Genomic DNA, 25,019 nt, shown 5'->3' with positions numbered 1-25,019 from the left:
CCGGTCGTCAGCGGCGCAGCGCGCCCGCGCCGCGTGCGAGGAGCCGCCGGACCGCGTCGGCGCGGTGGAAGACGCCCGTCACCCCGACGGGCTCGACCGACGTCACCAGCCGCCGCACGCCGCCCGCGCCGAGGTCGAGCGGCGCGGTGAGCGCGACGGCGCCCGACGACGATCGGACCGTCAGCGCGACCCGCGACAGGTCGGCCCAGGCGTCGAAGCCGGGGTCGTCGACGAGCGACCGGACCGCCTCGACCTCGAGGACGTCCCCGTCGACCCGCACGGACCCGCGGTAGACGAACGCGTCGTCGGCCTCCTCGACCCGCCCGTCGGCCAGGTACGCGCGCTCGCCCCACGGCGCGTACGTCAGCGCGCCGGCGACCGACGCCCCGCCGACCGGCCCGTCGAGCGGCATGACGACGGTGAGGTCGAGGACGACGTCGACGCCGTCGACGGTCCCGCGCAGGTGCTCGACGTACCGCGCGGACGGCGGCGGCTCGGTCATCCGCGTGCACGACGCGTCCCGCGCCACGCCGCCCGCCGACCGCGACGCGAGGTAGCGCCGCGCGTCCCGGTAGCCCATCTGCACGAGCGAGTCGGACGAGATGCGGCCGAGGTAGAACTCGGGGTCGAGCGGCAGCGGGTGCTCGGGCTTGACCACGTGCAGCACGAACTCCCGGCCGGTCGCGTCGGCGAGCGCGAGGTCGGCGGCCAGCGCCCCCGCGGCGCTCATCTCGATCATGTGGACGTACTGCTCGAGCGGCCCGTCGCCCCAGCGTCCGGTGTTGCCGATGCACCAGACCAGCCAGACCTCGTCGGCGCCGCGACGCAGCGCCTCGGTGACGTTCGCGTCGCGGACCCAGACGGCGTCGGTCCAGACGTGCCCGTCGCGGCGCAGCGGTGTGAGGAACAGCGGCAGGGACATGCCGGCGGCGAGCAGGTCGGCGTCCACGTCGGCGGCGTCGACGGCGACGTTCTGCTTCGTGACGAAGTCGACGACGTTGAACGAGCCCTGGAGCGTCGATGCGCGGATCGCCTCGACCGAGATGCCCAGCGCCGGGAACACACGCTGCACGAGCCCGTCGGCGCCGCCGACCGCGGGCAGGTTCCACGGGCCCGTCAGGTACTCGTGCAGGGGGAGCGCCGAGCCGAAGTCGCGCACGTCGACGTCGCGCCAGCGGCGGCACATCTCGACGCCGTCGACGCCGGAGCACAGCATCGCGGCGGTGAGGATGCCGCCCGACGTCCCGTCGACGTGGTCGAACGTGATCCCGTCCTCCTGCAGCGCGCGGACGACGCCCGCCTGCCACGCGACGCGCATGCCGCCCCCTGCGGCGACGAGCGACCTCATCGCGCACCGCGCAGGGCGCGCAGGTGCACCGCGAGGAGCACGGCGGTGAGCAGGTCGAACGCGGCGACGCCGAGCGCGAGCGGGTCGAACACCCCGCGCGCGACGCCGACTCCCACCGCCACGGACGCGGCGGCCTTCTGCACGGCGGCCCAGAGCACGACGTCGGGGTCGTGCCGCGGCCGGGACAACGTGGTGAGCAGCAGGCCGCCGACGACGACCATGAACATCCCGACGGTCGCGAAGAGCTGCTCCGCGGTGGCGTCCTCGGAGGCGCCGAGCAGCGACAGCACGAACGACGGCACGAGCATCTGCGCGGCGCCGCTCGCGACCGTGATCCAGCCGATGACGACGAGCAGCAGGACGAGCGGCGTCCGCCCGTCCGCGACCGGCGCGCGCCGCGAGGTCCCGGGCGGGCGGGGGCCCGCGTCGGCGGTCACGACAGCGCCCCGAGCAGGTCGCCGCGCGCGACGACATACCAGACGATCGCGACCCAGGTGAGGGTCGAGCCGTAGAACCGCACGTCGTTGAGCACCATCCAGCGGTGCAGCAGGTGGCGCAGCTCGGTGTCGTCGGCGAAGTCGCCGCCGCGGACCCGCTTGTTCACCGGGATGATGAGCGCCTGACCGACGAACGTCAGGACGAAGATCCCGGCGAGGCAGGCGACGCCGAACCACACCCAGCCCGTGCCCCGCTCGGTCACGATCATCACGATCGCGGCGACGAACATGAGCGGCACGACGCCGGTGAAGAAGGCGGTCGCGCGCTTCGTCGGGATGCCGAAGTGCGTGCCCACGTTGTCCCGCGACAGGCCCCGCCAGGTGGGGAACAGGAACCACTTGAGCACCCACATGGTGCCGACGTACATGGTCGCCCCGAACAGGAACCAGAGCGCCGCGAGGAACGTGATCACGTCGTCACCCCCGCGGCGATGCGGCCCTGCACCTCGGGCCGTGACCGGTCGGGCGGCGCCGGCCACGTCTCGCCGCGGCCGAGGCCGTGCACCGACTCGAGCGGCTCGCCGAACTGCCCGGACGCCAGGGACGCGTCGACCGAGCCGAGCGTGTCCGAGGTGAGGAACCACGCCTCGTAGTGGTCGTCGAGCACGCCGTGCGCGGTGGGCAGCCAGGCCGTGAACAGCGGCTTCGACCCGATCCGGAGCGCGCGCAGCGGCTGGACGCCCGGTGCGTCGCCGAGCACGATGCGCGCCCGCGCACCCGGCCCGACGGCGACGTCGCCGGTCGCCTCGAAGTAGATCGTCGACTTCATGAGCTGCCCGCGGAACGCGCAGTAGTTGGCCGCGGCGAGCTTGAGCGGCAGGCCCAGGGGCGCGGGTCGCTCGATCTCGACGAGCGCGCCGAACCGCCCGTCGAGGTCGTCGTACTGCGCGGACACGGTCGTGTCGGTGACGACGAAGTCGAGCGACGCCTGGTGCTTGGGCATGCCCCAGATGCCCTTGCCGCCCTTGACGGACACCTCGGTCGACACGGGCAGGTCGACGACGTACTGGCCGAGCTGCAGCGTGCGCATGAGCGCGAGCGGCAGCAGCGGCGGTGCGGGCCGCGGGCCGTGCGTGACGGCGATCGCGAGCGAGTACTCGATGTACTGGCCGATGTCCGTGGACCGGTAGTTGACGACGGTCGCGACGAGCACGCCGCGGCCGAACCCGAGCGACACGGGGTGCAGCTCGGTCCCGGGCAGCACGGCCCGCGCGGCGGACAGCGAGATCGGGAACGCCGCCATGAGGACGGGCGAGTCCTCGGACGACACCGGCATGGCGTACGGGATGGAGTCGACGCGCGCGGCCTGGCCCGTGAGGCGGCGCTGGCGGCGCGGGACGGGGGACGGGACGCGGGACAGCACCGTCCGCGCGGCCGAGGTCAGCAGGCTCATCGGTGCAGCTCCTCCAGGATGATCGGGTAGGTGTCCCGCCACGCGCGCCGGCCGAAGAACACGTCGAGGTGCCCGTAGCCCGGCAGGACGTGCAGCGTGTCGCCCTTGCCGGGCCGGTGCCGCGCGAAGAACGCGTGCGTCCGGACCTGCGACTCGGGCAGGTAGCACCGGTTGTCGGCGCCTGCGAGGAACGCGAAGCGCGCGTCGGTGCGCGGTGGCCCGGCGACCAGGTCGTCGGGCAGCTCGGGGTGGTCCCGGGCGGGCACGAGGTGCCCGACGGCGACGGACTGGCCCATCTGCCGGAAGAACGACATGGGCACGTCGGCGAACTCGCCGCTGATCCAGTCGTGCGTCGCGCGGTCGAGGTTCTCGTGCGACCACAGCGCGGGGAAGCCGGAGCCGTAGGTGAACGACACCATCCGGCAGACGATGTTGTCGCACTCCGGGTGCGTGACGCGCACGACGCCGCGCAGCACCTTGGAGAAGTTCCCGTCGGAGCGGTAGCCCCACGCGGGGTTGAGGTGCGGCGTGAACCGTTCGATCGGGTCGACGAGGTAGCGGATCTTCTGCCGCGACCAGAACGGCAGCACGGGGTGCAGCGACACGGCGTTCGAGACGACGGTGTCGACCGCGGGGACGAGCCCGGCGACGGCGGCCATCGTGAACGACGTCGACCCCTGGCAGTGCACGACCGCCTTCATCGTCGTCGCACCGGTCGCGGCGAGGACGTGGTCGACGGCCGCGGGGTGGTCGAACACGGCCGCGTCGTCGAGCGTCCAGGGCATCGGGTCGAGGTCGATCGAGCCGCGCCAGTTGAGCAGCCACACGTCCCAGCCGTCCTCGAGCAGGACGTCGACGAGCGTCCGCGGCAGCGGCGGGCGGAACAGCTCGGCCCGGACGCCGGAGCCGTGCGCGAGCATGACGGGTCCGCGCCACGGCTCGCGCGGGCCACGGACGTGCACGAACGTGAGCCGCGTGCCGTCGCGCGCGGTGAACGGGACCAGCTCGGTGCGGTGGTCGGCCCGCGTGATCGTGGCGGGTGCTTCCTCGACGCTCATGACGCGTACCCCTCCTGCGCGACGACGACGGGCTCCTCCAGCAGCCGGACGGCCGGCAGGCCGTCGGCCGGGACGGGGCGCGCGCCACCGTCCCGGGCCTCGACGTCCCACCGGCGGCAGACGGTGTCGACGACGAGCGGGTAGACCACGAGCCGACCGTCGGTGCGCAGGCACAGCCGCAGGAATCCCTTGCGGTCGGTGACCGCCTGGCCGGACATCTGCCAGCCGGCGACGACGCCGGTCCGGCGGGACAGCAGGAGCAGCGCGAACGCCTGGGTGCCGAGCAGCGCGCCGAGGACGACGACGAACGGCACGACCAGCGTCGCGGTGAGCGCGGGTGACCACGCGGGCCAGGGGACCGCGACCGCGGCGACGAGCACGACGAGCGCGGCGACGAGCTGCAGCCCGACGCCGGTCGTCGCGGGCACGAGCCGCGCGAGCCGCCCGCCGGGCATCGTCGCGGCGAGCGCGACGTGCACGAGCAGCAGCCCGAGCACCCAGGCGGCCGCCCCGAGCGCGGCGGCCGCGACGTCGCCGGACAGCCCGCGCAGCAGCGTCGGCGACCCGCCCCGCAGGACCCCGAGCAACCCCGCGAGGCACCCGACGACGAGCAGCTGGACGACGCCGGCGGTCGCGAGCAGCCCGAGGTTGCGGCGACCCGCCCAGTACGGGCTCAGCGGGTTGGCGATGCGGCGGCGCAGCCGGCGCGACTGGTCCTGGGGCGGGTACGTCGGCCCGACGCGGTCGAACGGCGTGCCGGGGGAGTCCTTGCTGCGCATGCGTGACGCGGGCGGGGGCAGCACGAGGTGGTCGACGAGCCGGTCGGTGTCCCCGAGGTACGCACCGCCGAGCCCGCACGTCACGGCCTGCACGGCGCGCGGGTCGGCCGGGCCGGCCGCGTCGACCGGTGAGGCCGACCCCGGCGCGCGGGACGCGTACCGGCAGTAGTGGTGCTGGTCGCCGCTCAGCCACAGCCGCACGCGCGCCCCGGTGTCCTCGCGTCCGGGCCGTCCGGGCACCTGCCGGTACCGCACGACCTCGCGCTCGAAGAAGTGCAGCTGGTTGAACGCGTCGGGGTCGCGCCCCGCCTTCGACCACGCGGGCTCGGCCGCGCAGACGACGACCGCGTCGCCGGGGCGCAGGTGCGCGGTGACGTGCGTGCGGAAGTAGTCGAGCTGCGGCTCGTCGATGTACTCGTCGAGCTGCGAGTCGAGGCCGAGCAGCCACCAGCCGGGCGCGAGCCGCACCGCGAAGTACGACCGGCGCTGCACGGTCCGCCACGCCCCGACGCTCGCGCCGCGCGTGAACACGCGCAGCCACGCCGTCAGGCCGTCGTACCAGTCGTGGTTGCCGGGGATCGCGAGCAGCGTCGGCTCGGTCGTCGCGTCGAGCACGGCGCCCGGCGGGGGAGCGGGCAGCGCCGCGCCGTACGGCCCTGTCGTCCGGTGCTCGTACCCGCGGGCGGAGGCGGCGGGGTAGACCTCGTCGCCGCCGAGCACGAGCACGTGCCCGCGGGGCAGCGCGAGCGGGCCGTCGGCGCCGGCGACCTTGAGCTCGGGCTGCGCGAGGAGCGTGGCGACGGTGTACGTCGCGTCGAACCCGTCGCCGAGGTCGGCGACGAAGTCGAGCCACAGGTCCCCGTCGGGCCGGTGCGCGGGTTCGACGAGCCCGCCGGGCAGCGCGGCCTGCACCTCGCGACGGTCGCCGTACGCGGTGAAGACGGACGCGAGCACGACCTTGAGCGCGGTCCGCGCGAGCTCGGGCGGGTCGAGCCAGCGGACCTGCGGCGCGGGGACGAAGCCGAGGTCGCTGCCGTGCGAGACCAGGTCGCGACGCCTCATCGGCCGGCCCTCGCGGCGGCGGCCCGTGGCGCGGCGGCGCGGCGCCGCCCGGCCAGCCTGTCGGCGACGTACACGTCCCACAGCTCGCCGAGGAACAGCCGCCCGAACTGCGCGAGCGCGGCCGCACCGGCGTCGCCCTCGGTCCGGAACGTCGTGAGCTGCTTGGCCAGGTCGAACGGCTTGATGACGAGCACGCCCGCGCCGATCGTGCCGTCGGGCACCACGTCGTCGCGCATCCCGTCGAGCACGGCGAGCGCCTGCGCGTGCGTCGTGGCCTCGGGCGGTGCGACGTGCCCGGACAGCACGCGCACGAAGAGGGTCGTCGTGTCGGCCCAGACGTCGAGCCCGCGGTCGTCCTCGACCTCCTTCGCGCCGACGAGCGTGAGCGGCGAGCCGGCGGCGTCGCGCAGCCACAGCCGGTAGAGCATGCGTCGGCCGGGCGTGCCGCCGGGGTGCACGAACAGGTTGAACCAGCCGCGCTCGACGTCGAGCCGCCCGCCCAGGACGTTGCTCTCGACGAACCCCGTCGCGTCGGCACGGTGCAGCGGGTCGGCGACGAAGGCGTCGATGTCGGGGGCGGTGATCGTGAGCACGAACTGCAGCCGGTCGCCGAGGCTGCGGGCGATCTCGGCGCCGTGTCGCGGGTCGGTCTGGTCGAGCGTGAACGGTCCGACCATGCGCTCGGTGAACGCGACCGACGTGGCGCCGGGGGCGCGCGCGGCGAGCGCACGGGCGGGCGCGGCGACGTGCGTCCGGCGGGGCCGCGTCCAGTCCTGCTCGAGCATCCGGGTCGACGCGCGGTCGGCCATCGCGGCGATCGTGAGCGACGGGTTCGCGCCGACCGGGCCGGGCATCGCGGCGCCGTCGACGACGTGCAGCCCCGGGTGCCCGCGGACCTCGCCGAACTCGTCGCACACGCCCTCTCCGACGTGCCGCCCGATGGGCGCGCCACCCAGCGGGTGCACGGTGATGACGCGCTTGGCCCACCACAGCGGGTTGTCCTGGAAGCGCGCGCCGAGCTGCTGGCCGACGCGCTCCATGGTCGTGCGGACGTCGTCGAAGTACGCCCGCGACGTCGCGGTGGTCCAGCTCACCGCGAGCCGCCCGTCGTGCAGCGACATCCGCCCGTCGGGCAGGTCGCGGCCCATCCCGAGCAGCGGCAGCGACCCGGCGGACAGCCGCCCGTCGCCCAGCAGCGCGGACAGGTCGGCGGAGACGTTCGAGCGGCCCTGCGCCAGGACCCGGTTGCGCACGACCTGCCACGCGAACGCCGCGGCGCGCCGGGCGGTCGACCGCAGCTGTGCCGTCTCGACGAGCCAGCCGAGGAACCCGGGGAACCCCGCGTCCTCGACGTAGTAGCCGCGACCGGTCCAGCCGTCGCCGTCGAGCGCGTCGGGTCGGCGGATCGCGGTCGTGATGACGGGACCGTGGCCGCCGTCGACGGGCAGGGCCTCGCCGTCGCGCGTGCAGTCGAGCAGCAGCGTGAGCAGGTCGCCGTTGCCGGAGAAGCGGGTGCCGAGCGCGGGTCCCAGACCGGGCAGCGACGCGCGGCTGCGCAGCAGCAGGAACGTCGTGCCGAACGTGCCGGCGCCGAGGATCACGCGTCGGGCGACGATCGAGCGTTCCGGCAGGCTGCGCGTGCGGGTGTCCATGTCGCCGCGCGCGCCCTCGGGGTGGACGACGTAGCGGACCAGGTAGCCGCCGCCGTCGAGCGGCCGGACGGCGCGCACCTCGTGCAGCGTCCGGACGTCGGCGCCGTGGTGCGCCGCGGACGCCAGGTAGGTGTGGTCGAGCGTGTTCTTCGCGCCGATGTTGCAGCCGATGTCGCACTCGCCGCACAGCGTGCACGTGCGCCGGCGCGACCCGGGGTGGACCGTGCCGTACGCCGCGGCGGGCAGGTCGAGTCCCGGGGCGGCGTCCTCGCCGGGGCGGGCGAACGTGACGGCCAGCGGCGGCCGGATCGTCGGCATGCCGAGCGCGACGGCCGCCTGCTCGACGGCGCGCGTCTTCGGGGTGTCGTCGTACGGGTAGGGCGTGGCGCCGAGCATCTTCTCGACGACGTCGTAGTGCGGGTCGAGGTCGGCGCGGCTGATCGGCCAGTGCTCGTACCCGCCGCCCGGCAGCGGGGAGTCGTGCACGAACCAGTGCTCGTCCTTGCGCAGCAGCACGTTGGCGTAGATGAGCGACCCGCCGCCGAGCCCGCTCGACACGAGCCCCTCCAGCCCACGGAACGACCACGCGTCGAACAGCCCGTAGAGCTTCTCGCTCGGGTCCCAGAACGCCCGGCCCATCTGCGCGGGCGTCCGGGCGAAGTCCCCGGGCCCGTAGCGCCGGCCGCGCTCCATGACGACGACCTGCTTGCCCGCCTCCGCGAGCCGCTGCGCCGCGACCGCGGCGCCGAAGCCCGAGCCGACGACCACTGCGTCGACGACCTCGAGGCCGCCGTTCCGGATGTCCATGACGTCTCCCCGCCCGCGCGCGAACACCGACTGCGCCCCCTGCACGGACAAGAGGTGTGACCTGGGCCACAGATACACGGCCCGTAGGCTGGTGAACCGTGCAGTGCCCCTACTACGACGCGCAGCGGTGCCTCTCCTGCACGTGGATGGGGCGGCCCTACGCCGACCAGCTCGCCGCCAAGCAGGACCTGTGTGCCGACCTGCTCGCCGAGCACCCCGAGCTCGTGTGGCTCGACCCGGTGCCCAGCCGCGAGGAGGGGTTCCGCAACAAGGCCAAGATGGTCGTCGGCGGGACCGTCGACGCCCCGACGCTCGGCATCCTCGACGCGGCCGGCGTCGGCGTCGACCTCCAGGGCTGCGGCCTCTACCCGGCCTCGCTGTCGGCGACCTTCCCGGTGCTGACGGCGTTGGTGACGCGCGCCCGCCTCGAGCCCTACGACGTCCCCGCGCGCCGCGGCGAGCTCAAGCACCTCCTGCTCACCGAGTCGCCCGACGGCGACCTCATGCTGCGGTTCGTGCTGCGCTCGCAGGAGGCCGTCGCGCGCATCCGCAAGCACCTGCCCTGGCTGCGCGCACAGCTCCCGCGCCTCGTCGTCGCGTCGGTGAACCTGCTGCCCGAGCACAAGGCCGTGCTCGAGGGGGAGCGCGAGATCCTCCTGACCGAGGAGGAGACGCTCCGCATGCGCATCAACGGGCACGACCTCCACCTGCGCCCGCAGAGCTTCTTCCAGACGAACACCGACGTCGCCGCCGCGCTCTACCGGCAGGCGGCCGCGTGGGTCGACGAGGCCGCGCCGTCGTCCGTGTGGGACCTGTACTGCGGCGTCGGCGGGTTCGCGCTGCACGTCGCCGACGGCTCGCGCGACGTCGTCGGCGTCGAGACGTCCGCCGAGGCCGTCGCGAGCGCGACCCTCACCGCGCGCGACGCGGGCCTGCCCCGCGCGACGTTCCGCGCCGACGACGCGACCGCCTTCGCGCTCGGCGCGTCACCCGCCGACCTGCCCGACCTCGTCGTCGTCAACCCGCCGCGACGCGGCATCGGCCCCGACCTGGCCGGCTGGCTCGAACGGTCCGGCGTGGAGACCGTCGTCTACTCGTCGTGCAACGCCCGCTCGCTCGCGCGCGACCTCGCCGCCATGCCGTCCCTGCGCCCCGTCCGCGGCCGGGTCCTCGACATGTTCCCCCAGACGACCCACTACGAGGTCGTGACGCTCCTGACCCGCGACCCCGCCGCGGAGCCGTCCGGCGCTTGATCGCGAAGCTCAGCCGGCCGACGGCGGGACGACGCGCACGTGGGTCCGGTCGTCGCGATGCAGCGCGCCCGGCAGTGCAGCGTCGAAGGTGGCCAGGACCGCGCCCGCCGACGCCGCCAGGTTCACGAGATGGAAGTCGGTGACCTGCTTGTGGCCCGCGGGGGCGCTGCGGATGGCCGGGGCGGCGAGCGTGGTGTCGTCGTCGAGGAAACGGTGGTGGGGGAGGGCTCGAATCCTCGCGAGCAGGTCGAGCGCATCTGCCGGTCCGATCTGCTGCCCGGTCACGGCGGGATTGAGACTTAGGCGCAGCAGCGCGGTCTCGGTGATCGGAGTGGTCGCGAAGGTGGTGACGGTCGAGAACCATCGGTGCGCCGTGGCGTGGTGGACATGGCTCGGGTGAGCGAGGGCGACCAGGACGTTGACGTCGAGCAGCCACACCGGCTCAGTCGTCGTCACGGTGCTCCGCGACCATGTCGGAGGTGATCGTGTGCCCGTCGACCGCGGGGAACGTCGGGAAGCCACTCGTCGACGACGCGCGTGCGACTGGTGCCATCCCTCGCCGGGCCAGAGCGTTGATCGCCCGTCCCAGGGAGATGTGCTCATGCTGGGCCAGAGCGCGCGCGGCCGCCGCTACGTCGTCATCGAGATCCGCTGTCGTTCGCATGGCCGAATCATCGCATCACTCGATGCCGCGATGCGAGCAAGCGAATCCGCGTGGATCGACATGTCGGTGCGGCCTGCGACGATGCGGTCATGACCGACCGGCCGACGTACGAGTTCGACGCGCCGCTGTGGCGGTGGGGCGCCCGCAAGACGGACTCGTGGGTCTTCGTCAGCCTGCCGACCGACGTCGCGGACGACGTGCTCGAGGTGTCGTCAGGCGTGACGCGCGGGTTCGGGTCGGTGCGGGTCGAGGTCACGCTCGGCGGGTCCGTCTGGCGCACGTCGGTGTTCCCCGACGACAAGGCGAAGACCTATGTCCTGCCGCTCAAGAAGGCGGTCCGTCGGGCGGAGTCGTGCGACGTCGGCGACACCGTGCGGCTGCGGGTCGCGCTGGTGGACGTCGGGAGCGACTGACCGCCAGCGGCGTCAGCGGGACGGCCGCGTGAAGTCGACCTCGCCCGTCACGGCCGACCCGGGGGAGCCGTCCGGCTGCTGCGGCACGACGTCGAACCGCAGCGACTCGAACCGCAGCGTGATCGTGTCGACCGGCAGGAAGTCCTCGGCGGTCACCGCGTAGCCCGAGACGACGACGTCCTGCAGCCGCCACCGCAGGAACGGTCGTCCGCCGTTCTCCCCGGCCTGCACGACCTCGAGCTCAGCGACGTCGAAGCGCTCGTTGCGCGCGCACGCGACCATGAGCCGCGGTGACGCGACGCTGACGTCCGCCGTCACGACGAGCGGGCTCGCCGTGACGCGGCCGGAGACGGCGGCGTGACCGCCCGCACCGGCACCCGACGTCTCGGACCAGGTGAACGACCGGACCTCGATCCAGCCTTCGTGGTGCCGGTCGGTCGACCCGCCCTCGACCGACCCGATCCGCAGGTACGCGTGCGCGCTCATGGCACCCCTCCCGACGCCGTCGTCACCGCCGAGTCTGGCACTGCGAGCGTGCGGCCGGAACGGCGTGACGACGGGGCGAAGGTACGGCGTCAGCCGTCGGCGTCGACATTCACATCGGCGATGTCGACGTCATCGATCGCCTCGGCGCGGACCTCCTCCGGCAGCTTCGGGGCGGCCGGCTGCCAAGGCCGCAGCGACTGCACGACCGAGCTGTAGAAGGCCTCGACCGCGGTCGTGACGCTCGGGACGAAGGCGCCGCGAATCCCCGAGCGCTTGGTCCCCATGACGCTCGCGAGCGTGAGGCGGAACGCGGTGATCTCCGCGCTGCGGTCCGGCAGGAGCACGGATGCGTTGGCGCGGACGTCCGCGAGGCGCTCGCACGCTGTGTCGGGTCGACCTGCGAACCGGGCCTCGACGAGCACCGCATCGGGGGCGTCCTTCAGCTGTCGGACGAGCCAGCTGATGCGGCGCTGTGCTGTCCCCTCCTGGGGTGCGTCGAGGTCGATCCCTATCCGGACCTGTGAGGTCCGGAGGTCGGCGGTGATCGTGAGCGGACCCGCCGCTTGCGGCACCTTGAGCACCGCTTCGAGCACGCCGTCCGCAGCCAGCCTGCCGACGATCGCCTGGATCCTTGCTGCGGAGTCCGTGGCGAGCCGTCGCGGCATCGACTGCGTGACTGTGACACCCAGGTCCGACCCGAGCCGGAGGCACACCTGACGCACTAGCCGGGTCCACGTGTCCGCCACGGCAGGGACCTTCCGGTCCGTCGCGCGCAGCGTCCCTGCGTGGATCGCCTCGCGGACCGGAACCCACGCGGGACCCATGTCGTCGAACGTGCCCGCACCGGATCGCGGGTGCTCCAGGTAGCGGATGAGCTCCGCCAGGATCCACGCCTGGAGCGCGTCACCGACGCCTCGGTGGTTCAGGGTGAAGGTGGCCTCGTGCAGAACCTCGGCCCACGAGAGGTGCGTGATCGTGACCTTGCGCAGCTTCCGACGGTCCACGACGACGGGATGCTCACCCGGTTGTGGCGCGATGTCGTTCGACAGCGTGACCAGCGTGTCGTAGCCCTCCTGGCGTGCGACGTCCAGGTAGTGCTCGACCTGTTCCCGGCGCAGCTGCCCGCTGCCGGTCTTGACCTCGACGAGCGCTGTCCACCGCTTCGCTCCGCGCGCGACTCGCAGGACCCCGTCCGGGTAGACCGTCGACTCACCCAGCGTGAAGGGCACCTCGAGGTAGGTCTCGACGGCACCGGCGGGCGCGCCGAACCGCGACGTCAGCGCGCGCCCGAACGCCGGCACCGCGGTCATCGTCGCGAGGAGGGCCGACGTCGCCCGCTTCTCCTGCTCCTCGGCCGTGCCGACGCCGGAGATCGAGAACAGACGGGCTGCCTGCCACGTCTCGGCGCCGGCGAGCCGTAGGCGAGGAGGCTGTACCGGCGCTGCCGCCCGCTTGGACGTCCGGACGCCCGACGACCGGCGTGGCCGCAGCGCCGCGGCGACGTCGTCCGTGGCGTCGTCGTCGATGACGGCGCTCGCCACGACCGGCTGGGCCGACGTCGTGGTGGGCTCGACGACGTCCACGAGCTCGTCGGCGTCGTCGGTCGGCGCGGCGTCGGGCAGGTCGTCGTGCGTCAGCGGCAGTGCCTCGGGCTCGGTCTCCGGTTCCTGGTCGACGCTGACGCCGAAGTGCGCGGCGAGTCCGGCGAGGCCCGTGTCCCACCCCTGGCCGACGGCACGCACCTTCCAGCCGTCGCCTCGGCGGTACACCTCGCCGAAGAGGAACGCCGTCTCCGTCGTCGCGTCGGTGATCTCGTAGTGCACGACGACGGTGCCCTCCTCGTCGAGCACGCGCAGATGGAGCCCGTCGAGCGAGCCGAAGGCGCCGTCGGACAGGCTGGCGGTGATCGCGACCGCACTCACGTCCTCCGGCAGGGCGTGGAGCTGGATGCCGACGAGCTCGCGCGACCCGGCGTCGTCGGTCGTCCGACCGAGGAGCCGCACCGCGCCGTCAGCCGATGCCGGCTGGTTGAAGAAGACGAGGTCGTCGTCCGAGCGCACGCGACCCTGGTCACCCAGCAGGAGGGCGGACGCGTCGACGTCGACGCCACCCTCGGTGTCGTTCCACGCGACGACGACACGGACGTCGGTCGTCTCAGCCGCGAGGGCGCAGTTGGCTCCCTTGGTCAGCGCAGTCTCCGCCATGTTCCGGATGCTAGGGGCACCTGTCTCGGGGAGGTGAGGGAGTCGGACGTGGGAATCGCACGTGTCGCCTGAGCGGACGAACGGAGGGTCCTCGTCGCCATGAACCTCGGCGCGACGAGGCCCCGGGCTCGCCACCCCCGGGGCCTCGTGCGTGGTCGGTCGTGTCAGTCGACGGCGGCGGCGCCGACGTCGGGGTGGTCGGTGAAGAAGCCGTCCATGCCGGCACGCAGGAAGGTGCGGATCTCGCCGTCCAGGTCGCCGTGCGCGTTCGGGTCGGTGCCGACGCGGAACTGGGTCGGCAGGAACTGGTTCTCGGCGCGGAAGGTCCAGCCGTGGACCGTGAGACCGGCACGGTGGGCGTCGCGGATCACGGGCGAGGGCGACAGCAGCGCCCCCGACGCGTCGCGCGGGATCAGGACGTCCTTGCAGGCGCCGATGCCGTCGGCGTAGCGGGCGATGTCCCGCAGGCCCCCGCGGGTGACGAGGTCGGCGTAGGTGCGGGTGTCACCGGCGGCGACGAGGTCCCACGGGGCGCCGGAGCAGTTGATCAGCTGCGCGAGCGGGAGCCTCGTGCGCGTCGCCAGCTCGCGCAGGTTCGACGTCTCGAAGGACTGGATGATCACGGGAGCGTGGCGGCCGTCGAACCCGTTGGCGGCGAGCGTCGCGAGCAGCGGCTCCTCGAGCGAGAGGCCGATGCCGTCGAAGTACGTCGGGTGCTTGGTCTCGGGGTAGACGCCGACGGGCTCCCCGGCGCAGGTCCGCGAGTTCCGTGCGAGGTCGAGGACCTCGTCGAACGTCGGCACCTGGTACCGGCCGTCGAACGCGGTGTTGCCCGGGCGGACCGCGGGGATGCGCTCCTTGGCCCGCAGCGTGCGGAGCTCGGCGAGCGTGAAGTCCTCGGTGAACCAGCCGGTGAGGGCGACGCCGTCGATCGTCTTCGTGGTGCGGCGCGACGCGAACTCGGTGCGGGTCGCGACGTCGGTCGTGCCGCCGATCTCGTTCTCGTGCCGGGCGACGAGCACGCCGTCCTTGGTGCTCACGAGGTCGGGCTCGATGTAGTCGGCGCACTGCAGGATCGCCGTCTCGTACGACGCGAGCGTGTGCTCGGGGCGGTAGCCCGACGCGCCGCGGTGACCGACCACGAGCGTGTCGTCCGGGCGGGCGAGGCGGACGCCGCGCAGGTCGACGACCACCATCTCGGTCGCGTCGGGGGTGCCGGTGACGCGCGCGGCGTTGCCGGGGTAGTTGTTGTCGTTCGCGAGCAGGAGCCGGTCGCGGCCGAGCGGGACGATCGTCTCGAACGACTGCACGGGGAACGCGAACGGGTCACCCGTGCCGTAGCCGCCGCCGGTGCTGACGCCCCGCGGGTCCGCGATGCGCAGGGCGTCCAGGACCAGCGTCTTGCGGACGAAGCCGTCGCTGTCCGTCCTCGACAGGTCGACCTCGTAGACGCGCTTGATGACGGACGCGGCGCCGTCGAAGTCGTCGCGCTCGATCAGCCACAGGCGGTCCTTGCCGACCCACTGCGCGTCGCCGATCACGTTCGCCTCGGCGTCGGTCTGGTACGCCCAGGTGCGGCCCGTGTACTGCTGCGTGCGGGTGTCGAACTCGTAGACGAACCGGCGACGCTTGTCGGCGTCGTCGGTGAACGCCCCCTCGACGACCGGGTAGAGGCGGCGACCGTCGGGCGACGCGGCGAGCGCCTCGAACCCGCGGCTGCTCGCGACGCGCGGCGTCTCGCCGGGCGCGAGGTACGGGTTGGCGGGCGACTTGCCGTCGGGGAACGGCACGGGCGCGGACAGCAGGACGCCGTCGGCGCTGAAGTGCAGCAGGAACGGCCCGAACTCCTCGCCGACCCACAGCGTGCCGTCCTTCGCGCGCTGCACGGACTCGACGTCGAAGTCGGCGCCGGTGAGCAGGCGGTCGGGACGGGTCAGCGGGAAGTCGATGCGGTGGTCCGGGTCCTGGAAGGAGAGGTGCCGGCCGACCTGGATCTGGCCGGACCGCCAGTCGGGCGTCACGAGGTACATCCGGAGCAGGAAGTCGGCCGAGTTCGCCTTGCTGCCGAAGCCGTTGTCCGGCAGCCCCCAGAACGTGCCGTCGCCGTTGTCGAGGGCCCCCGAGAAGCCGGGGATCACCTGACCGGCGAAGGGACCGGTGCGGCCGTTGGCGGGCGTGACGGCCGCACCGGACGGTGGACCGTCCGCGAGGAAGTCGGCGGAGAGCGTGGCGCGGGAGACGAGGGCGGGACCGCGGTCCGCCGACGGGCCGTGGCCCGGGGGGCCGCCGGCGGCGGCGGGGAGCGAGGCGGCGACCGTGCCACCCAGCGCGGCGGTGACGGCGACGAGAGCGAGAGCGACAGCGCGACGGGTTCGCATGACGACCAGTCGACCGCGTCCGGTTGGCCCCCGCATGTCCGATCGGTCGACGCCGTGTGACCGCACGAGGAACACCCAGGTGGCGCCTAGGATCCGCTGCATGGACGCCGTCGAGGTCGCCCACCGCCGCCTCCACGGCCAGCACCTGTCGGGACCGCCGCTGCCCGACCCGACTGCCGTGGTCCGGCATCTCGTCGCGTCGCAGGCGCAGGAGGTGCCCATGTCGCGCTGGTCGCTCGGCATGCGCAGCGGCACCGACGACGCGACCGTCCTGGCCGCGGTCGACGAGGGACGCATCGTGCGCACGCACGCCCTGCGCGCCACCTGGCACTACCTCGCCGCCGAGGACCTGCGCTGGGTCCAGGCGCTGACCGGCCCGCGGGTCCGGCAGGTCAACCGGTCCGTCGAGCGGCAGGTCGGGATCGACGACGAGGGCGTCGAGCGCACCCGCCGCGCCGTCACCGCGGCGCTGCGCGGGGGAGAGCACCTGACCCGCGCGGAGCTCGGCGACGTCCTCGCGCGCGCGGGCGTCGAGGCGAGCGGGCTGCGGCTCGCGTACCTGCTGATGCGGCTCGAGCTCGACGCCGTGGTCGCGAGCGGAGCCGTCCGCGGCGCGCAGCAGACGTACGCGCTGGTCGACGGTCGCGTCGCCGAGGGGCCCGACCTGCGCGGCGACGACGCGCTCGCGGAGCTGACCCGGCGGTTCTTCACCGGGCACGGGCCGGCGGCGGAGAAGGACCTGGCGTGGTGGGCGACCCTGACGCTCACGCAGGTGCGACGCGGGATCGCGCTGTGCGACGGCGCGCTGGTCGAGGACGAGGTCGACGGCGTCCGGGTGTGGTCCGCGCCGGTCCCGGCGCCCACGCCCGACCCGTCGCCGACCGCGCACGTGCTGCAGGGCTACGACGAGTACGGCGTCGCCTACACCGCGAGCCGCTTCGTGACCAACGTCGCCGGCCTCACGATCGCCCCCGCGGGCTCGAACATGGTCATCGCGCCGCTGCTCCTCGACGGGCAGGTGGTCGGGTGGTGGCGGCGCGTCGCCGTCCGCGACGGGGTCGTCGCCCAGCCGCGGCCGGCGCGCGCGCTCACCGACGCCGAGCGCGCCGCCGTCGAGACGGCGTTCGCGTCGTACGCGCGCTTCGCCGGCCTGCCGGTGCGCGTCGACTGGGACGCCTGACGCCGCACCCGGACTCCGCACGGCGCGCGGCCGGCCGGCGCCGTGGCTAGCGTCGACCGGGTCGGTCGCCGCCCGTGCGACCCGCCGAGGAGGACGCATGGAGGTCGCCGACCTGCTCGTCGAGGCCCTGGGCCGCGTCGGACCCGTGCTGCACGGCGCCGTGGAGGGGCTGCCGCCCGACGGGTTGACGTACCGCCCGGACCCGGGTGCGAACTCGGTCGCGTGGCTCGTCTGGCACGCGGCGCGCGGGCAGGACGCGCAGGTCGCGCACGTCGCGGGCGTCGAGCAGGTGTGGACGGCCCGCGGCTGGGCGGAGCGGTTCGGCCTGCCGTTCTCCGCGCGGGCGACCGGGTACGGGCAGTCGCCCGACGACGTCGCCGCGGTCGACGTGCCCGGCGACCTGCTGCTCGGCTACTACGACGAGGTCGCCGCGCAGACCGCCGCCTACCTGCAGCGCCTGCAGCCCGCCGACCTCGACCAGGTCGTCGACGAGTCGTGGGACCCGCCCGTGACGCTCGGCGTGCGGCTCGTCAGCATCGTCGACGACGACGTCCAGCACGCCGGCCAGGCCGCGTACGTCCGCGGGCTGTGGGACCGCCGCGCCGACGCGTGACGCCGGGTGAGATCCGCGCGGGCACCTTCTCGGCGCGCGCGGTGTCGCCCTAGCGTGGCGAGCAGACCTGCCGCGTGCGGGGGAGGTGTGCCGTGGACGCGTCCGTGGGACGGGACGACCTGCTCGTCGTCGACGGGCTGGACGTCGCGACCGGCACCTACCTGACCCCGCCGACCGCGCTGGGCGACCTGGCCGCCGCGCTGCGCGGGGTGCCCGCACCGGGTGCCGGCGACGAGCGGCGGCTGCGGCGGCGCAGCCGCGCCGACGAGCGCCACCTCGGGGTGACCGTCGGGTTCGACGCCGAGGACCTCGGCTCGGTCGGCTGGGGGCTCGTGACGGCCCCCGGCGTCGACGCGGCCGTGCTCGCGGCCCTCGAGCCGCTGCTGGCGCGCCGCCGCGGGCAGGCCGGCGACCGGTTCCGGCACCTCGTGGTCGAGGACGGCGAGGACGCCGACACGTTCCTCGTGCGGCACGGCGCGACGCCGACCGTCGTGGACCCGCGCGTCGTGCCGTACTACCTGCTGCTCGTCGGCGGACCGGCGGCGCTGCCGTTCGAGCTGCAGTACCAGCTCGGCGTCGCGTACGCGGTCGGACGCCTCGACCTGCCCGACGCGGCGTCCTACGCGGCGTACGCGGCCTCGGTCCTCGCGGCGGAGGACCGCGACGCCGCCGGTGCGCCCCCCGGCGGGACGCGGACCGCCCGCCTGTTCGGCCCGCGCAACCCGGACGACGCGGCGACCGACCTCAGCAGTCGGTTCCTGCTCGCGCCGCTGCTCGACGAGGTCGGCCGGTCGGCCTCGGCGTGGTCGGTCCAGGCCGACACGGGCGGCGTCGCGACGAAGGCCCGGCTGCGTGCGCTGCTCGGTACGTCCGACGGTCCCGACGTGCTGTTCACCGCGAGCCACGGACTCGGCGGACCCCAGGCGACCGCGCTCGGGCTCGGCGGCGCGCTCGTGTGCCAGGACTGGCCCGGACCGGTGCAGCAGCGCGGGCCGCTGACCGCGGCGCAGTACCTCGCCGCCGCCGACGTCGACCCGGCGGCGGCCGTCCGCCCCCGCGTCGTGCTCGCGTTCGCGTGCTACGGCGCGGGCACGCCCCGGTACAGCGACTACCCCGCGGGCCCCGGCGCGACGCTCGTCGAGATCGCCGCGCAGGACGCGACCGCACCCCTGCCCGCGCGGCTGCTCGGCCACCCCGCGGGCGGGGCGCTCGCGTTCGTCGGGCACGTCGACCGCACCTGGTCGTGCGCGTTCCTCTGGCACGGCACGACCGCGCAGGCCGGCGCGTTCCGCGGGGCGCTGCTGGGACTGCTCGACGGGCTGCGCGTCGGGCACGCGCTCGAAGAGCTCACGTCGCGGTACGCGGCGCTCGCGACGCTGCTCACGGCCCGCATCGACGCGTCCGAGCGGCTCGGCAAGCCGTTCCCCGACGCGGACCTCGTCGCGCTCTGGACCGCCGTGCACGACGCGCGCGGGCTCGTCGTGCTCGGCGACCCGGCCGTGCGCGCGGCGCCACCCGGCTCGGGCGGCCTCGTCCCGCTCTGACCCGCCCGCGGGAGTCCGCGCTCACTCCAGCCCGACGAGCCGCGACGCGACGCGGTCCACGAGCCCGCGGTCGTCGGGCGGCACCTCGACGACACGGCCGCCCCACAGCGTCACGACGACGTCCCCGGCCCGGCCCTCGACGGTCGCCACGTCGACCCACTCGTTCGTCGGGATCTCCCGGAGCACGCGCCCCCGTCGCGCGTCGACGACGTCGACCCCGCGCTCACCCGCCGCGACCACCAGGCCGTCGTGCGTGAACGCCAGGGTCCGCGGCCGCAGGTGCGGCAGCGTCGTGCGCCACATGAGCCGACCGGTCGTCCGGTCGAACAGCGCGAGCACGCCGCCCTCCGTGGTCACGGCCACCTGCCGGGCGCCGGAGCCGACGGCCACGTCCGACGGCCGGTCGTCCGCGGCGAGCGGCATCCGCAGCCGCACCGGCACGCCGCCCGCGGTGGGCACGACCTCGCCGACCGCCACCGTCGACGTCCCCGGGGCGGGCTCGCCGGGCTCGGCGTACGCGACGACCGCGGCGGACGCGTCGGGCAGCAGCTCCACCCGGACCGCGTCCTGCGCCGGCTGGAGCGCCCCGGAGACCGACCCGGAGTCGACGTCGACCAGCCGGACCTCGCCCGCGACGGCGAGCGCGAGCAGCCGCCCGGCGACGCTCGCGTCGTCCACGAGCGGCTCGTCGGGCACCACGGGCACGTCGCGCAGGCGCGCACCGGTCGCGGTGCCCCACACGTGCACGGCGCCGTCCTGCGTCACGGTCACGACGCGGCCGCCGGACTCGTCGGCGTCGATCGTCCACGGGACGTCGGGCTCGACGACGGCCGTCTCGCGCGCGAGGCCGTCGGGCCCGCTGCGCACGACGGTGCCGTCCGCGCGGACGGTGTAGGCGACGCCCTCCGAGACGTCGGCGTCCTGCGGGTCGTCGTCGTCCTGGAGCTGCCAGAGGCCCGTGCGGCCGTCGGAGGCCACGACGAGCGCCTGCCGCGGTGTCGTCTCGTCGGGCAGCGCACCGCTGAGGCGGGTGCCCGGCAGGAACGCGGACCCGTCGCGCGCGCCGGTCGCGACGTCGTACCGCCGCACCTCGCCCCACGCGGCGGTCGCGTACGCGGTCGTCAGGCCCGGTCCGAGCAGGAACGCGGAGACTCCCGTGTCGGTCACGGTCGCGAGCTGCGTGCCGGACGCGACGTCCCACACCGCCGCGCCGGACGCGCCCGACGTGCCGACCGTCGTCGCGTCGGCGCCGAACCGCAGCTGCTGCACGCTCTCGCCCGCCTCGACCCGTGCGCGCGGGAGGCCCGCGGCGACGTCCCACAGGTGCACGGTGCCGGTGTCGTCGCCCGTGGCGAGCGCGCGGCCGTCGGTGCTGAACGCGGCGGCCGTCGGCCACGCCGTCGTGGCGTCCTCGTCGCCGGCTGCCGCGGCGGTCACGTCGAACAGGCGGTGCCGGTCCGCGCGGCGCCCGGGGTCCACCGCCCACACCGTCGCGGACGCGTCGGGCCCGAGCGAGACGACGGTCCGGCCGTCGGGCGCGACCGCGACGGTGTGCAGACCGGGTGTGCCCGCCCAGCGCGTCGTCGACCCGTCGGCCCGCCGCCACGCGACGAGCGTGCCGTCCGCGAGGCCCGCGACGACGACGGACCCGTCGGCGCTCACGTCGGCGACGAGCGGCTCCTCGCCCGCGAGGATGCGGTCGACGCGGGCGAACGAGGTCCGGCCGGCGTCGTCGACCTCGCGTGACCAGACCGTCACGGCCGAGTCGACGGTGACGACCGTCCCGCCGTCGAGGGCCTGCGCGAGCGCCAGTACGGGCTCGTCGGTGCCGAGCAGGGCGAGCACGGGCGTCGTCGTCGCGGCGAGGTGGAGGAGGTCGCGTGCGTTCGTCCGCAGCCCCTCGTCCCCGGCGAGGTCGTCGCGCCCGACGTCGACGGCGGTCCGGGCGGCCTTCTCGGTGTCCTGGTCGAGGTCGGCCAGTGCGGTGAACAGGCTGCGTTCGCGCGCCTCGTCGACGGTCGCGCTGCCGAGCAGCCGCTGCGTCTGGCCGTAGAGCCCGACGGCGGCGACGAGGAGGACCGCGAGCGCGAGGACGAGGACCCGCATCCAGAGCCGCCGTCGCCGGTCGCGCCGCCGGTCGGCCTCCAGGGCGTGCGACGCCTCGAGGAACTGCTGCTCGTGCGGCTGCAGGGGTCGGCGGCGGGCCGCGACGTCCCTCGTCGCGGACACGAGGTGGCTCCCGGTGAGCAGCAGGCGACGCTGCCGGCCGTTCTCGTCCCACAGCGCGGCGGCCTGCTCGAACCCCGTGAGGTGCTGGGCGCGCCAGCGGGCGTTGCTGCGCCGGACGGGCTCGATGAAGCGGTCGTGCGACAGCTCGTACCAGGTCGCCTGGCGGCGGGTCTCGGCGCGGATGAGGTGCTCGAGCTCGCGCAGGATCGGGGCGTCGGCCTCGGCCGTCCCGAGCGGCCCTTCGAGCACCTGGCCGCGGAGCCCCTGCGGGGTGATGAGGCGGCGCTCGAACCAGTCGCGCACGACGTCCTCGCGCACGTCGGTGACCCGGGCCGCCTCGGCGACGCGCGCGTCGTAGTAGTCGGCGAGCGCCTGCTCGACGGACCCGCCGGCGACACCGTCGGACGTCGTGATCTCGGCGCTCCCGGGGTCGCGGCGGGCCCAGATGGTGGTGCACGCGAGCTGGAGCTGGACCGGTTCGACGTACGCGCCGAGGACGTCGACGGTGCCGTCGAGCCGTTGCGCGCGGACCTGGCGCAGGTCGTCGACGAGCGCGTGCGCGGCCTCGGCGCGGAACTCGACGCCCGCGTCCTGCGCGGGCCGCACGACCGCGTCGAACGCCTCGTCGGCGGTCAGCAGGTCGAGGCGGTAGCGGGTGCGCAGCCGGGTCGGCACGGCGCGCAGGTAGGGCTCGAGCGCGGCGAGGTGGTCCTCGCGGATCGCGAACAGCGCCCACAGCCGGTGGGCGCGCAGCGCCTCGCCGACCTGCGCGAAGAACGCGCGCTTGGCGTCCTCGTCGGTCGGGTCAAGGCTGAGGACCTCCTCGAACTGGTCGAAGACGAGGACCTCGTTGCCGGGCACACCGTCCTGGTCGGGTCGCTGCGCGAGGTACTCGGCGAGCGTCATGTCGCGCAGCCGGTCGAGCGGGACCTGCTGGTCCTCGGGCACGTCCGACTCGAGCGACATGAGGGTGCTCATGAGGTACCGGTTGCGCGGCGGCGGCTGCATGGTCGCGACGTGCGGGGTGTTGACGCGGACGACGGGCAGCACCTCGAGCCCCTCGCGGTTCAGCTCGGGGATGAGCGCGGCGTTGATGAGCGACGACTTGCCCGCGCCGGAGGGGGAGTAGAGCAGCACGATGCGCTCGGCGACCACGAGGTTGAACAGCGTGTCGAGCGCGACGGCCCGGCCGTACAGGTGCTGCCCGGCGCGGAACGACTGGGGCCCGACGTACGGGTTGCCGGTCCGCACGTCGGGCAGGACGCCCGTCACCGGGACCCCCACTGGTCGTGCAGCTCCTTGACGAACCGCTCGGTGCTGCCCCAGTACAGGCTCACGCGCGCGCCGTCGCGGAAGTAGCCCTCGAGGTACGCGCGGGCGCGGACCGGGTCGCTCGTGGACCCCTCCTCGGGGTCGATCTGCACGGCCACGTGGGTGTGGTCGTTCGCGGACTTGCCCTCGTAGTTCATGACGCTGCGGTACAGCACGCGGAAGTCCCACTCGTCGAGCCGGAACCCGACGAACATGAGCGCGGTGCGGGTGAGCGCGCCGCGCACGTGCCGGGGCACGAGCTCGCGGTTCTGCGTGACGCCGATGAGGTAGTCGAAGTAGTCGTCCTCGGTGAGCACGAGCGACTCGGGCACCTCCAGCAGCCCGAGCAGGTGGTAGACGAGCGGCCGTTGCACGGTCGGCCGGTACCCGGGCTCGCGCTCGTACACGGACTCGGGCCACTCGATGTCGTCGTTCCACCGGCAGAGCTCGATCTCGGGCTGCTTGCCCGCGGCCTCCAGGGCGTTCGCGAGCAGCCGGGTGGGCTGCGTCGTGATGTAGACGGGCGCCGTGAGGTCGGCGAGCACGGAGTACGGCTCGATCGCGCCGCGGTCGCGCAGCGCGTGCCAGCCGGCCGCGAGCACGTCCTCGATGGGCGGGCGCCCGGTGCGCAAGGGCTCGGGGATCTCGTCGCCGAACCGCTCGATCACGGTCCGCCGCACGTGCTGTTCGAGCTCCGAGCGCGGGAACGACCGGCTCTGGTTGATCGCCAGGTACTGCGCGACCTGCGGGAGGCTCTCGCGGTTGTGCGGCGCCATCGGGAACCGGTAACGGTTCGCCCAGGCGCGCGCGACCTCCTGCCGCGACCCGAGCAGCAGGTCGCTGATCCCGGGCCCGACGATCGGTGTGCACTTCTCGTCCTCGATGTCACGCACGACCGACGGCCACTTCTCGAACAGCCCCTGCGAGCCGCCCGAGTCGTACCACATGCGCCCGCTGCGCAGCCGCATGAACAGCGTCGGGACCCACCAGTCGTCCCGGTCGCGCACCGCCGCACGCCCCACGGCGCACGCGCGGTCGACGAGCCCGTCGCTGTCGAGGCTGCGGAAGAACGCGGACGCGAACGTGCCGGCCGTCGCCATGGTCACGTCGCCCTGCATCGCGACGACCGCGGGGACGCCCGCCGCCGCGAGCCGCGGTCCCAGGGCCGCCAGCACGCCCGCGTCGTCGGACCGCGCGTCCTCGCCCTCGCCCGCGCTGCGGCACGACGCGAGGAACACGAGGCCCGGCGTGCGGGACAGCTCACCAAGCTGCTGCACGAGGTCGCTGCCCAGCATCGGTGCGCCCGCACCGTCGTCGTCGACGAGCAGCAGCACGGGCTCGTGGTGCTGCAGGTAGCCGTGGCAGACCAGGTAGACGACGTCGTACCCGCGCCGGAGCTGGGCGACGAGGTTCGCCGCCGTCGGTGTCGCCTCCCCGGGGAGCACCGTGACGGCCATGTCGCCGAGCGCCGTCCTCGCGCGCTCGAGCTCGGCCTCGACGTCGAGCGGTGCGAGCCCACCCCGGCCCTGCGGGGCGTACTCGCCGACGTCCGTGGGCGACGCGACGACGACGAGCGCACGCAGGTCGCCGCGCGAGCGCGGCCGCACCGGGCGCCAGTCACGGCTGCCGAGGAACCGCGAGAACAGCACGTTCTCGTCCGTGAGGAGCGTGCGGTCGTCGTCGGGGTCGCGCAGCGTCTCCCAGAGCACGCCGTGCAGGGCCGCGGCCTCGGGTGCCGGGTCGACGACGAGCCGCACGCGCAGCCGCACCCCGTTGCTCGACGCGGTCTGCACCGCCTGCCGGAACGCGGCACCGAACCCGCCGCCGAACAGTCCCTTGCCGAGCGCGCGGCCGTACTCCGTCGGGTCGAGGTCCCGCAGCGCGTCGGGGTCGATGTGCGCGACGAAGCCCGCGCTGTCGCCGTCGAGGCGCGCGTCCGCGTCGCTGCGCGGCAGCGTGAGGGCGGGCCAGATGCCGTAGGTGACGTCGTCCTTGCGGTACAGCTGGATCTCGAGATCGGCGTACTCGTCCATCACGGGCCCCCGCGCGGCCAGGTGGTCGGGCCCGGCGACCCTGCCCCCGAAGGCGCCGGCGTTCACCCTCGAAGGTGCCCGCCGTCCGGGCGCAGATACCGGGGCACCGGTGCCA

The 25,019-nt window shown here is 74.5% G+C and carries 19 protein-coding genes; 6 read left to right on the top strand and 13 right to left on the bottom strand.

The annotated features are described in order from the left end of the window. Nucleotides 1–7 precede the first annotated feature (7 nt). From OOT42_RS13590 to OOT42_RS13560, 7 genes are read right to left on the bottom strand one after another with little or no spacing between them, the layout of a single operon-like run. The gene (locus tag OOT42_RS13590) at nucleotides 8–1,348 is read right to left on the bottom strand and encodes a patatin-like phospholipase family protein (protein WP_273651723.1); all 1,341 of its coding nucleotides are present in this window, start codon (nucleotides 1,346–1,348) and stop codon (nucleotides 8–10) included. Continuing rightward, nucleotides 1,345–1,785, bottom strand: coding sequence for a hypothetical protein (locus OOT42_RS13585; protein WP_273651722.1), 441 nt, complete (start codon nucleotides 1,783–1,785; stop codon nucleotides 1,345–1,347). The genes OOT42_RS13590 and OOT42_RS13585 overlap by 4 nt, the downstream gene beginning before the upstream one ends. Beyond that, nucleotides 1,782–2,258, bottom strand: a complete 477-nt coding sequence (locus tag OOT42_RS13580; RefSeq protein WP_273651721.1) for a DUF1772 domain-containing protein — start codon at nucleotides 2,256–2,258, stop codon at nucleotides 1,782–1,784. The genes OOT42_RS13585 and OOT42_RS13580 overlap by 4 nt, the downstream gene beginning before the upstream one ends. Beyond that, nucleotides 2,255–3,238, bottom strand: a complete 984-nt coding sequence (locus OOT42_RS13575) for an acetoacetate decarboxylase family protein (protein ID WP_273651720.1) — start codon at nucleotides 3,236–3,238, stop codon at nucleotides 2,255–2,257. Before OOT42_RS13575 ends, OOT42_RS13580 begins: the two co-directional genes overlap by 4 nt. Then, nucleotides 3,235–4,296, bottom strand: a complete 1,062-nt coding sequence (locus OOT42_RS13570; protein WP_273651719.1) for an alpha/beta fold hydrolase — start codon at nucleotides 4,294–4,296, stop codon at nucleotides 3,235–3,237. The genes OOT42_RS13575 and OOT42_RS13570 overlap by 4 nt, the downstream gene beginning before the upstream one ends. Beyond that, nucleotides 4,293–6,137, bottom strand: a complete 1,845-nt coding sequence (locus OOT42_RS13565; protein WP_273651718.1) for a hypothetical protein — start codon at nucleotides 6,135–6,137, stop codon at nucleotides 4,293–4,295. Before OOT42_RS13565 ends, OOT42_RS13570 begins: the two co-directional genes overlap by 4 nt. Next, entirely contained in the window at nucleotides 6,134–8,596 is a 2,463-nt protein-coding gene (locus OOT42_RS13560; RefSeq protein WP_273651717.1) for a GMC oxidoreductase, read from the bottom strand. Before OOT42_RS13560 ends, OOT42_RS13565 begins: the two co-directional genes overlap by 4 nt. A 98-nt stretch (nucleotides 8,597–8,694) precedes the next feature. Between OOT42_RS13560 and rlmC the strand changes: the two genes are divergently transcribed. Beyond that, nucleotides 8,695–9,849: a 23S rRNA (uracil(747)-C(5))-methyltransferase RlmC gene (gene rlmC / locus OOT42_RS13555; RefSeq protein WP_273651716.1), complete on the top strand. Its 1,155-nt coding sequence runs from the start codon at nucleotides 8,695–8,697 to the stop codon at nucleotides 9,847–9,849. 9 nt (nucleotides 9,850–9,858) lie between these two features. Here rlmC and OOT42_RS13550 read toward each other — a convergent pair whose 3' ends face one another. Beyond that, entirely contained in the window at nucleotides 9,859–10,287 is a 429-nt protein-coding gene (locus tag OOT42_RS13550) for a TA system VapC family ribonuclease toxin (RefSeq protein WP_273651715.1), read from the bottom strand. 163 nt (nucleotides 10,288–10,450) lie between these two features. Here OOT42_RS13550 and OOT42_RS13545 point away from each other — a divergent pair, with 163 nt between their 5' ends. Then, nucleotides 10,451–10,606 (top strand): hypothetical protein, encoded by a 156-nt coding sequence (locus OOT42_RS13545; protein WP_273651714.1) that lies wholly within the window; start codon nucleotides 10,451–10,453, stop codon nucleotides 10,604–10,606. Continuing rightward, nucleotides 10,603–10,926: a DUF1905 domain-containing protein gene (locus OOT42_RS13540; protein ID WP_273651713.1), complete on the top strand. Its 324-nt coding sequence runs from the start codon at nucleotides 10,603–10,605 to the stop codon at nucleotides 10,924–10,926. Before OOT42_RS13545 ends, OOT42_RS13540 begins: the two co-directional genes overlap by 4 nt. A 12-nt stretch (nucleotides 10,927–10,938) precedes the next feature. Here OOT42_RS13540 and OOT42_RS13535 read toward each other — a convergent pair whose 3' ends face one another. The 3 genes from OOT42_RS13535 to OOT42_RS13525 form a co-directional block, all read right to left on the bottom strand. After that, nucleotides 10,939–11,412 carry an Hcp family type VI secretion system effector gene (locus OOT42_RS13535; RefSeq protein ID WP_273651712.1) on the bottom strand — a complete coding sequence of 158 codons (474 nt, stop codon included), beginning with the start codon at nucleotides 11,410–11,412 and terminating at the stop codon, nucleotides 10,939–10,941. Nucleotides 11,413–11,501: 89 nt separating this feature from the next. Further along, entirely contained in the window at nucleotides 11,502–13,616 is a 2,115-nt protein-coding gene (locus OOT42_RS13530) for a TerD family protein (RefSeq protein WP_273651711.1), read from the bottom strand. Nucleotides 13,617–13,780: 164 nt separating this feature from the next. Then, nucleotides 13,781–15,994 (bottom strand): esterase-like activity of phytase family protein, encoded by a 2,214-nt coding sequence (locus tag OOT42_RS13525; RefSeq protein ID WP_273651710.1) that lies wholly within the window; start codon nucleotides 15,992–15,994, stop codon nucleotides 13,781–13,783. Nucleotides 15,995–16,094: 100 nt separating this feature from the next. Here OOT42_RS13525 and OOT42_RS13520 point away from each other — a divergent pair, with 100 nt between their 5' ends. From OOT42_RS13520 to OOT42_RS13510, 3 genes are all read left to right on the top strand, one after another. Further along, nucleotides 16,095–17,174 carry a winged helix DNA-binding domain-containing protein gene (locus OOT42_RS13520; protein WP_273651709.1) on the top strand — a complete coding sequence of 360 codons (1,080 nt, stop codon included), beginning with the start codon at nucleotides 16,095–16,097 and terminating at the stop codon, nucleotides 17,172–17,174. A gap of 97 nt (nucleotides 17,175–17,271) precedes the next feature. Beyond that, nucleotides 17,272–17,787, top strand: coding sequence for a mycothiol transferase (locus OOT42_RS13515; protein WP_273651708.1), 516 nt, complete (start codon nucleotides 17,272–17,274; stop codon nucleotides 17,785–17,787). A gap of 92 nt (nucleotides 17,788–17,879) precedes the next feature. Next, nucleotides 17,880–19,331 carry a hypothetical protein gene (locus tag OOT42_RS13510; protein ID WP_273651707.1) on the top strand — a complete coding sequence of 484 codons (1,452 nt, stop codon included), beginning with the start codon at nucleotides 17,880–17,882 and terminating at the stop codon, nucleotides 19,329–19,331. 21 nt (nucleotides 19,332–19,352) lie between these two features. Here OOT42_RS13510 and OOT42_RS13505 read toward each other — a convergent pair whose 3' ends face one another. Together OOT42_RS13505 and OOT42_RS13500 are read right to left on the bottom strand one after the other, a co-directional pair. After that, nucleotides 19,353–22,844: a WD40 repeat domain-containing protein gene (locus OOT42_RS13505; RefSeq protein ID WP_273651706.1), complete on the bottom strand. Its 3,492-nt coding sequence runs from the start codon at nucleotides 22,842–22,844 to the stop codon at nucleotides 19,353–19,355. Then, nucleotides 22,829–24,970, bottom strand: a complete 2,142-nt coding sequence (locus OOT42_RS13500; protein WP_273651705.1) for a CHAT domain-containing protein — start codon at nucleotides 24,968–24,970, stop codon at nucleotides 22,829–22,831. The genes OOT42_RS13505 and OOT42_RS13500 overlap by 16 nt, the downstream gene beginning before the upstream one ends. Nucleotides 24,971–25,019 lie beyond the last annotated feature (49 nt).

The sequence above is a fragment of the Cellulomonas fimi genome (assembly GCF_028583725.1).
GTDB classification, from domain to species: Bacteria; Actinomycetota; Actinomycetes; order Actinomycetales; family Cellulomonadaceae; genus Cellulomonas; species Cellulomonas fimi_B.
The sequence above is the reverse complement of the archived record's forward strand: the minus strand, read 5'-3'. Positions and strand labels throughout refer to the sequence as shown.

Bases quoted from the DNA above. Each gene is read 5' to 3' on its own strand.
- OOT42_RS13590 (WP_273651723.1), bottom strand. From the start codon at position 1,348: ATGAGGTCGCTCGTCGCCGCAGGGGGCGGCATGCGCGTCGCGTGGCAG.
- OOT42_RS13575 (WP_273651720.1), bottom strand. From the start codon at position 3,238: ATGAGCCTGCTGACCTCGGCCGCGCGGACGGTGCTGTCCCGCGTCCCG.
- OOT42_RS13570 (WP_273651719.1), bottom strand. From the start codon at position 4,296: ATGAGCGTCGAGGAAGCACCCGCCACGATCACGCGGGCCGACCACCGC.
- OOT42_RS13565 (WP_273651718.1), bottom strand. From the start codon at position 6,137: ATGAGGCGTCGCGACCTGGTCTCGCACGGCAGCGACCTCGGCTTCGTC.
- OOT42_RS13560 (WP_273651717.1), bottom strand. From the start codon at position 8,596: ATGGACATCCGGAACGGCGGCCTCGAGGTCGTCGACGCAGTGGTCGTC.
- OOT42_RS13545 (WP_273651714.1), top strand. From the start codon at position 10,451: ATGCTGGGCCAGAGCGCGCGCGGCCGCCGCTACGTCGTCATCGAGATC.
- OOT42_RS13540 (WP_273651713.1), top strand. From the start codon at position 10,603: ATGACCGACCGGCCGACGTACGAGTTCGACGCGCCGCTGTGGCGGTGG.
- OOT42_RS13535 (WP_273651712.1), bottom strand. From the start codon at position 11,412: ATGAGCGCGCACGCGTACCTGCGGATCGGGTCGGTCGAGGGCGGGTCG.
- OOT42_RS13530 (WP_273651711.1), bottom strand. From the start codon at position 13,616: ATGGCGGAGACTGCGCTGACCAAGGGAGCCAACTGCGCCCTCGCGGCT.
- OOT42_RS13525 (WP_273651710.1), bottom strand. From the start codon at position 15,994: ATGCGAACCCGTCGCGCTGTCGCTCTCGCTCTCGTCGCCGTCACCGCC.
- OOT42_RS13520 (WP_273651709.1), top strand. From the start codon at position 16,095: ATGGACGCCGTCGAGGTCGCCCACCGCCGCCTCCACGGCCAGCACCTG.
- OOT42_RS13515 (WP_273651708.1), top strand. From the start codon at position 17,272: ATGGAGGTCGCCGACCTGCTCGTCGAGGCCCTGGGCCGCGTCGGACCC.